General features: G+C 69.7%; 8 protein-coding genes. 3 read left to right on the top strand and 5 right to left on the bottom strand.

Annotation, left to right across the window (positions count from 1 at the left end; genetic code table 11):
- Together FNH05_RS26995 and FNH05_RS27000 are read left to right on the top strand one after the other, a co-directional pair.
- A partial coding sequence (locus FNH05_RS26995; RefSeq protein ID WP_144591536.1) for a M15 family metallopeptidase occupies positions 1–586 on the top strand: 586 nt, incomplete at its 5' end.
- Between the two features lie 69 nt (positions 587–655).
- Entirely contained in the window at positions 656–2044 is a 1389-nt protein-coding gene (locus FNH05_RS27000) for a mycothione reductase (protein ID WP_144591538.1), read from the top strand.
- Here FNH05_RS27000 and FNH05_RS27005 read toward each other — a convergent pair.
- Positions 2035–3255 carry a CynX/NimT family MFS transporter gene (locus tag FNH05_RS27005; protein ID WP_144591539.1) on the bottom strand — a complete coding sequence of 407 codons (1221 nt, stop codon included), beginning with the start codon at positions 3253–3255 and terminating at the stop codon, positions 2035–2037. The genes FNH05_RS27000 and FNH05_RS27005 overlap by 10 nt on opposite strands.
- Before the next feature lie 26 nt (positions 3256–3281).
- Here FNH05_RS27005 and FNH05_RS27010 point away from each other — a divergent pair, with 26 nt between their 5' ends.
- Positions 3282–3977, top strand: a complete 696-nt coding sequence (locus FNH05_RS27010; protein WP_144591541.1) for a FadR/GntR family transcriptional regulator — start codon at positions 3282–3284, stop codon at positions 3975–3977.
- Here the strand turns inward: FNH05_RS27010 and map are convergent.
- The 4 genes from map to ispG all read right to left on the bottom strand — a co-directional run.
- Positions 3940–4797 (bottom strand): type I methionyl aminopeptidase, encoded by an 858-nt coding sequence (map, locus tag FNH05_RS27015; RefSeq protein WP_144591542.1) that lies wholly within the window; start codon positions 4795–4797, stop codon positions 3940–3942. The two genes, FNH05_RS27010 and map, sit on opposite strands and share 38 nt — an antisense overlap.
- Positions 4798–4825: 28 nt before the next feature.
- Positions 4826–5680, bottom strand: a complete 855-nt coding sequence (locus FNH05_RS27020) for a GNAT family N-acetyltransferase (protein ID WP_186382758.1) — start codon at positions 5678–5680, stop codon at positions 4826–4828.
- A gap of 66 nt (positions 5681–5746) precedes the next feature.
- Positions 5747–6316 (bottom strand): Uma2 family endonuclease, encoded by a 570-nt coding sequence (locus FNH05_RS27025; RefSeq protein ID WP_144591544.1) that lies wholly within the window; start codon positions 6314–6316, stop codon positions 5747–5749.
- Positions 6317–6399: 83 nt separating this feature from the next.
- Positions 6400–7517: flavodoxin-dependent (E)-4-hydroxy-3-methylbut-2-enyl-diphosphate synthase (gene ispG, locus FNH05_RS27030; protein ID WP_246127961.1), on the bottom strand; the 1118-nt coding region annotated here is incomplete at its 5' end.

Below are 7517 nucleotides of genomic sequence, written 5' to 3' on the forward strand. Positions count from 1 at the left end.
GTGCTCTGCCAGGTGCTGCGGGCGGTACGCCGCGACCATCCGGCCCGTCCCCGCGGACGTGCTCGCCCGCAGCACCTGGCAGAGCACGTGCCCGGTGCCTGCGAGCGACCTGCGCTACCTGACCATGTCGTTCTGGGGTTTCGACGGTCGCGCGCACACCGGGGAGATGCTCGTCAACGCGTCGGTCGCGGAGGCGGTCACACGGGTGTTCGGCGAACTGTTCGGGGCACGGTTCCCGATCGAGGAGATGCACATCACCGGCCCGGCCGAACCGGGCGCGGCGCCGACCGGTGACGGGAACAACACCAGCGCCTTCGCCTGCCGTCCCGCGCGCGGCCAGACCCGCTGGTCGGCCCACGCCTACGGCCTGGCGATCGACCTCGACCCGTTCTGCAATCCCTACACCAAGGGCGATCTCGTGCTGCCCGAACTCGCCTCGGCCTACCTCGATCGCTCCTGGCTGCGCCCCGGCATGGTGCTCGCGGGCGATGCGACGGTACGGGCCTTCGCGGCGATCGGCTGGCGCTGGGGCGGGGCCTGGCACGAGCCGGTCGACCGCATGCACTTCACGGCGACGGGCGACTGAGGCGGGGAACAAGCACCGTCCCGGACCGGTTGGCAGGAACGGAACGCGATGACGGCAAAGGATGGGACAGTGCCCCACTACGACCTGGTGATCGTCGGTACCGGCTCCGGGAACTCGATTCTCGATCCGCGGTTCGCCGACTGGAAGACGGCGATCGTGGAGAAGGGGGTCTTCGGCGGCACCTGCCTCAACGTCGGCTGCATTCCGACGAAGATGTTCGTGCACACCGCCGACCTCGCGGCCACCCCGTCGGTCAGCGACCGCTTCGGAGTGGAAGAGGAACTGGTCGCGGTGCGCTGGCGCGAGGTGCGCGACCGGATCTTCGGCCGGATCGACCCGATCGCGGCAGGCGGCCGGGAGTACCGGATCGGCCACCCGGACAACGCGAACGTGACGGTGTACGAGGGCGAAGGCCGCTTCACCGGGCACAAGGAACTCACGGTGACGACTGCCGGGGGCACCGAGACCCTCAGCGCGGACCGGTTCGTGCTCGCCGCCGGCGGACGGCCGGTGATCCCGGACGTCGAAGGACTGGACGAGGTGGGTTACCTCACCTCGGACACCGTGATGCGGCTCGACGAACTGCCCCGGCACCTGCTGATCCTGGGCAGCGGTTTCATCGCGGCCGAATTCGCGCACGTGTTCGCCTCCTTCGGGGTGAAGGTCACCGTGATCGCCCGTTCGGGCGCGCTCCTGCGCTACGAAGACGAGGAGATCAGCCGGCGGTTCACCGAACTGGCGAGCCGGCGGTACGACGTCCGGCTGAACCGGCGGACCCTGCGGGCACGCCGTGACGGTTCCGGGGTGACTCTCGAACTGGAAGGCGGTGAAACGGTGACCGGCGATCAGTTGCTGGTCGCCGCCGGGCGCAGGCCCAACTCCGACCTGCTCGGCGTGGCCGCCACTGGTGTATCCACTCTGGACAGTGGCCACGTGGAGGTGGACACGCACCAGCAGACCTCCGTCGAGGGGATCTACGCGCTGGGCGACCTGTCCTCGCCCTTCGAGCTCAAGCACGTGGCCAACCACGAGGCCAGGGTCGTGCAGCACAACCTGCTTCACCCCGGCGAGCCGATCGAGGCCGATCACCGTTTCGTGCCGCACGCGGTGTTCTCGTCCCCGCAGGTCGCCTCGGTCGGCCTGACCGAGCAGCAGGCGCGGCAGCGCGGGCTGGAATACGTGACCGCCACTCAGGACTACGCCGGGATCGCCTTCGGCTGGGCGATGGAGGACACGAGTGGTTTCGCCAAACTGCTCGCCGATCCCGCCACCGGCCTCCTGCTCGGCGCGCACATCATCGGCCCGCACGCCGCGACGGTGATCCAGCCGCTGATTCAGGCGATGAGCTTCGGACTCGACGCGCACACCATGGCGCGGGGCCAGTACTGGATCCACCCCGCACTGCCCGAGCTGATCGAAAACGCACTGCTGAACCTGCCCGTGAAGGGTCAGAGGTAGCGGGGACGGCCGGCCAGCACACCGAACACCAGCTGTCCGGCCACCACGGTGAGCACCATCGCGAACGGCACCGTCCAGCCCCCGGTGAGGTCGTGCAGCAGGCCGAACAGGAACGGGCCCGCCGCGGCGAGCAGGTAACCGAGCCCCTGCGCCATCCCGGACAGGCGGGCGGTGTCGTGCGAGGTGCGGCTGCGCAGGGCGATCGTGGTCAGCGCGAGGGAGAACACGCTCATCCCGATGCCGATGAGGATGGACCACAGCACCGGCGCCGCACCGGGCGCGACCATCACCCCGGTCACCCCGGCGAAGCCGGACGCGCCGAGTCCGAGGATCCACCAGCTCTGGCTGCCCTGCCGGGCCGCCAGCGGCGGCACGACCAGGCTGACCGGGAGCCCGAGGACGGAGACCAGGCCGAGCAGCAGGCCCGCGTCACCGCGGCTCACTCCGGCGTCCATCAGCACCTGCGGCAGCCAGCCCATCACGATGTAGGCCAGGCAGGCCTGGAAGCCGAAGAACAGCGTCACGATCCATGCCAGGCCGTTGCGCAGCAGGGACCGGCCGGCCTCGCCGTGTGCTCCTTGGGGCACCGGCGGCGAGGGACGGCCACGAGCGGCGGCGAGCCACACCACGAGCGCGAGACCGGACAGCGCCGCCCAAGACGCCAGTGCCGGGCGCCAGTCGCCGAGCGCGGTGTCCAAGGGCGGTGTCACGGCGGAGCCGAGGGCGCCACCGGCCTGCAGCGCCCCGGTGTAGAGCCCCGTCATCAGCCCGACACGTGCTGCGAAGGACTCCTTCACCACCACGGGGATCAGCACGTTCGCCAACGCGATCCCGGCGGTGGCGACGAGGGTGCCGCCGAGCACCACCAGCGGGCCGTCCAGTACCCGCAGCACCAGTCCGGCGGTGAGCAGCGCCAGTGCCGTGGCGACCGCACCCCCGAGCCCGATCCGCCGGGCCACCCAGGGCGCGGTCGAACCGGCCGCCGCGAAACAGAGGCCGGGCACCGTGGTGAGGGCACCGGCCCAGGTCGAGGAGGCACCGAGCGTTTCCCGCATCTCGTCGAGCACCGAGCCGACCGAGGTGACCGCCGGACGCAGGTTCACCGCTGCGAGCACGACGGCGACCCCCAGGAGGACACCGCCGGAGAGCACCCGGCGCACGGAAGGCTGTTGCACGGTTATGTCGGCCACACTGGCTACTATGGCAGACATAGGATGATCGGGTGAAGGGATCAGGTGTGCCACTAGCCACCACCCGGCGGGCCGGGCTCGTGGACCAGGTGATCGAGCAACTGAAGGGCGCCATCGCCGGGGGCGAGTGGCCGGTGGGCCACCGCATCCCGACGGAGAGCGCCCTCGCCACCACCCTCGGCGTCGGCCGCAACACCGTGCGGGAAGCCGTCCGCGCGCTCGCACACGGCGGCCTCCTCGAAGTACGGCAGGGCAACGGCACCTACGTCCGGGCCACGAGCGAGGTGTCCGGCGCCCTCCGCCGCCTGTGCGGCACCGAACTGCGCGAGGTCCTGCAGGTGCGGCGCAGCCTCGAAATGGAGGGCGCACGCCTGGCCGCGACCGCGCACACCCCCGAGGAACTCGCCGAACTCGGCGCACTGCTGGACGAACGCGAGCGCGCGCAGCGCGAGAACTCCCTCGAGGACTTCGTCCGCGCGGATGCCGGCTTCCACCTCAAGGTCGTCCAATGTGGACACAACACGCTGCTCACCGAGCTCTACCGCGGCCTCACCGAGGTGGTGACGGCCAGCGTGGCCACCACCTCCCACGACCACCTCGACGAGCGGATCGAGATCGGCCACCACGGCCTGCTGGCCGCGATCGCCGACCGCGATCCGGAACGGGCCGCCGCCGAAGCCGGCGGCTTCCTCGACCAGTTACTGCTCAGGGAAGAGTCAGGATCTCCGCGCCCGTCTCGGTGACGACGATGGTGTGCTCGAACTGGGCCGTCCACTTCTTGTCCTTCGTGGTGACGGTCCAGTCGTCGTCCCAGACGTCGTAGTCGATCGTGCCGAGTGTGATCATCGGCTCGATCGTGAACGTCATGCCCTGCTCGATCACCGTCGTCACCGACGGTTCCTCGTAGTGCAGCACGGTCGGCGCGGTGTGGAAGGCGGGTCCGACACCGTGACCGGTGAAGTCCCGCACGACGCCGTAGCCGAACCGCTTGGCGTAGGACTCGATCACGCGGCCGATCACGTTCAGCTGCCGCCCCGGGCGCACCGCCTTGATCGCCCGCATGGTGGCCTCGTGCGTGCGCTCGACGAGCAGTCGCACCTCTTCCGACACGTCGCCTGCCAGGAAGGTGGCGTTCGTGTCACCGTGCACCCCACCGATGTAGGCGGTGACGTCGATGTTGCAGATGTCGCCGTCCTCGATCACCGTCGAGTCCGGGATACCGTGGCAGATGACCTCGTTCAGCGAGGTGCAGCAGGACTTGGGAAACCCCCGGTAGCCCAGGGTCGACGGGTAGGCGTGGTGGTCGAGCAGGAATTCGTGCACCACCTTGTCCACGTCTTCGGTGGTGTTGCCGGGTTTGACGGCCTTGCCACCCTCCTCCAGCGCCTGCGCCGCGATCCGGCCCGCGATCCGCATCGCCTCGATGACCTCGGAAGTGCGCACACCATTGCCGTTGTCGCGCTTCGGTGCCGGCTTGTCCACGTATTCGGGGCGCGGAATGCTGGCGGGGACGGGTCGACGGGGCGTCTGGACGCCGGGCTTCAGTGGGGCACGCTGGGACATACCTCCACCCTACGGCGTGCCCGGAACATCAGAACAGGACCGTGGCGTAGCGGCCGACCTGGCGGAAGCCGATCGCCCGGTAGGCGGCCAGCGCGGGACTGTTGAAGGAGTTGACGTACAGGCTGGCGGTCCGGCCCAATCCGTTGACCAGATGGCTCACCACCGCCGCGGTCCCGGACCTGCCCAGGCCGCGGCCTCGCCGGTCCGGACGCACCCAGACACCCTGGATCTGGCCCACGGTACGGGAAAGCGCGCCGATCTCGGCCTTGAACACGACTTCGCGGCCCTCGAACCGCGCGAACGCGCGCCCGCTCGCGATCAGCTCGGCCACGCGGGCACGGTAGCTCGCGCCGCCGTCTCCCGCGCACGGGTCCGCCCCCACCTCTTCGACGAACATGGCGATCGCGGCCGGCAGGTACTGCTCGATCTCACTCGGCCGCACCGGACGGACCAGCGGATCCACCGCCACCTCCGTCCGGCCGTCCATCGCCATCAGCGGCTGGTCCTCGCGAACCTCCCTGGCGGGGCCCCACTCCCCCGCCAACTGGTCCCACAGCCCGAGCACCTGCTCGGACGGACCGACGAGAGAGGAACAGAGGCGCTGGCGGCGCAGCGCACGGTCGGCGAAGGAACGCAGCGCGGAAGCGTTGCCACGCAGGGGGATCAGGTTGGGGCCGGAAAAGCACAGGCCGGGCAGCCGCCCGGAGCCCCAGCCGCGGTAGTCGGCCGCCCACAGCTCACCGCCGAGCCGCCACGGATCGAGACCGGCGACCTCGACGCGAGCGCTCACCATGCAACTCGCCACGGGGTCGGCCGCGAGAACGGCACGGACCGCCGCGAAGTCCCGATCACCGAGCAGCCGTGCACCGGCAAGCCGCAACACATCGTCCAGACTGCCAGATGACCCCCCGGCACGGGCAACCGGCCGCCCCGACACCATGGCGCCGTCCTAGAACCGCGTGGTGTCCAGTCGAAGGCCGAACGGCTCGCCGATTTCGATTTCACGGCCGAACGGCACCCGGATCGTCTTGCCGTACACGCCGTCCACCGGATCGGAGAACAGCGAAACGGCCGGACCGTCCTCATCGAACTGGTCGATGAGCAGGTACAGCGGGATCGGGCCGTGCGCGTAGGCCCACTTCTTCTTCGAGCGATCGTGCCGGGCATTGCCCCGCGAGGTGATCTCCACGGCCAGCAGGACGTGTTCCGCGGGCACCGGGTCCGAGTTCTCCGGGATCACGTCACGCGGCACCACACACAGATCGGGCACGTAGATCCCGCCGATCCGCTCGATCCCCACCCCCAGGGTCTGAAAGACCTCACACCCTTCCGGTACCGCGGGCAACAATCCCCGGTGTACCCAGCCTGCGATGAGGTTGTGCGGTCCCCCCGGTGGCGGCGTCATCCGGATCCCCTCGACGGTGAGTTCGGGCCGCCATCCCCCCGGCACCTCGAGTTCGCGCCAGGTATCCAGCAGGTAGTTCCAGCTCAGCGCGGAATCCGTGAAAGCAACGCTCACGACCCCACCCCGTTTCTGCGCTCGACGACTGCCCTCAAGGATAGCGGCAAGGGCGCCCGAGAAGCGCCCACCGAGCTCGGAGCCTAACTCACCGTGACGACGGGCTGACCGCTTCCTTCCGCGTCGCCGTGCTCCTCCGCGATGCGCATGGCCTCTTCGATCAGGGTCTCCACGATCTGGTGCTCGGGCACGGTCTTGATCACTTCGCCCCGCACGAAGATCTGCCCCTTGCCGTTGCCGCTGGCCACCCCGAGGTCGGCCTCGCGGGCCTCACCGGGGCCGTTCACCACACAGCCCATCACGGCCACCCGCAGCGGCACTTCCAGGCCCTCCAGGCCCGCCGTCACCTCGTCGGCCAGCTTGTACACGTCCACCTGAGCACGGCCACACGACGGGCAGGACACGATCTCCAGCTTGCGGGGGCGCAGGTTCAGCGACTGCAGGATCTGCGCGCCGACCTTGACCTCCTCCACCGGAGGCGCGGACAGCGAGACGCGGATCGTGTCGCCGATGCCCTGCCGCAGCAGGGCACCGAAGGCCACCGCCGACTTGATGGTGCCCTGGAACGCCGGGCCCGCCTCGGTGACGCCGAGGTGCAGCGGGTAGTCGCACTGCTCGGCGAGCAGCTCGTACGCCCGCACCATGACCACCGGGTCGTTGTGCTTGACCGAGATCTTGATGTCGTGGAAGTCGTGCTCGGCGAACAGGGACGCCTCCCACAGCGCCGACTCCGCCAACGCCTCCGGCGTCGCCTTGCCGTACTTCTTCAGCAGGCGGGGGTCCAGCGAACCCGCGTTGACCCCGATCCGGATCGGCGTGCCGTGGTCCTTGGCGGCCTGCGCGATTTCCTTGACCTTGTCGTCGAACTTCTTGATATTGCCCGGGTTCACCCGGACGGCCGCGCAACCGGCCTCGATCGCGGCGAAGACGTACTTCGGCTGGAAGTGGATGTCGGCGATCACCGGGATCTTCGACTTCTTCGCGATCGCGGGCAGCGCCTCCGCGTCGTCCGCCGAAGGGCAGGCGACGCGCACGATGTCACAGCCCGCCGCGGTCAGCTCGGCGATCTCCTGCAGCGTGGCGTTGACGTCCGCGGTCAGCGTGGTGGTCATCGACTGCACGGAGATCGGGTGTTCGCTGCCCACACCCACCGAACCCACCATCAACTGGCGGGTCGGGCGCCGCGGCGCGAGTACGGGAG

This window comes from Amycolatopsis rhizosphaerae, assembly GCF_007713715.1.
Lineage (GTDB): Bacteria > Actinomycetota > Actinomycetes > Mycobacteriales > Pseudonocardiaceae > Amycolatopsis_E > Amycolatopsis_E rhizosphaerae.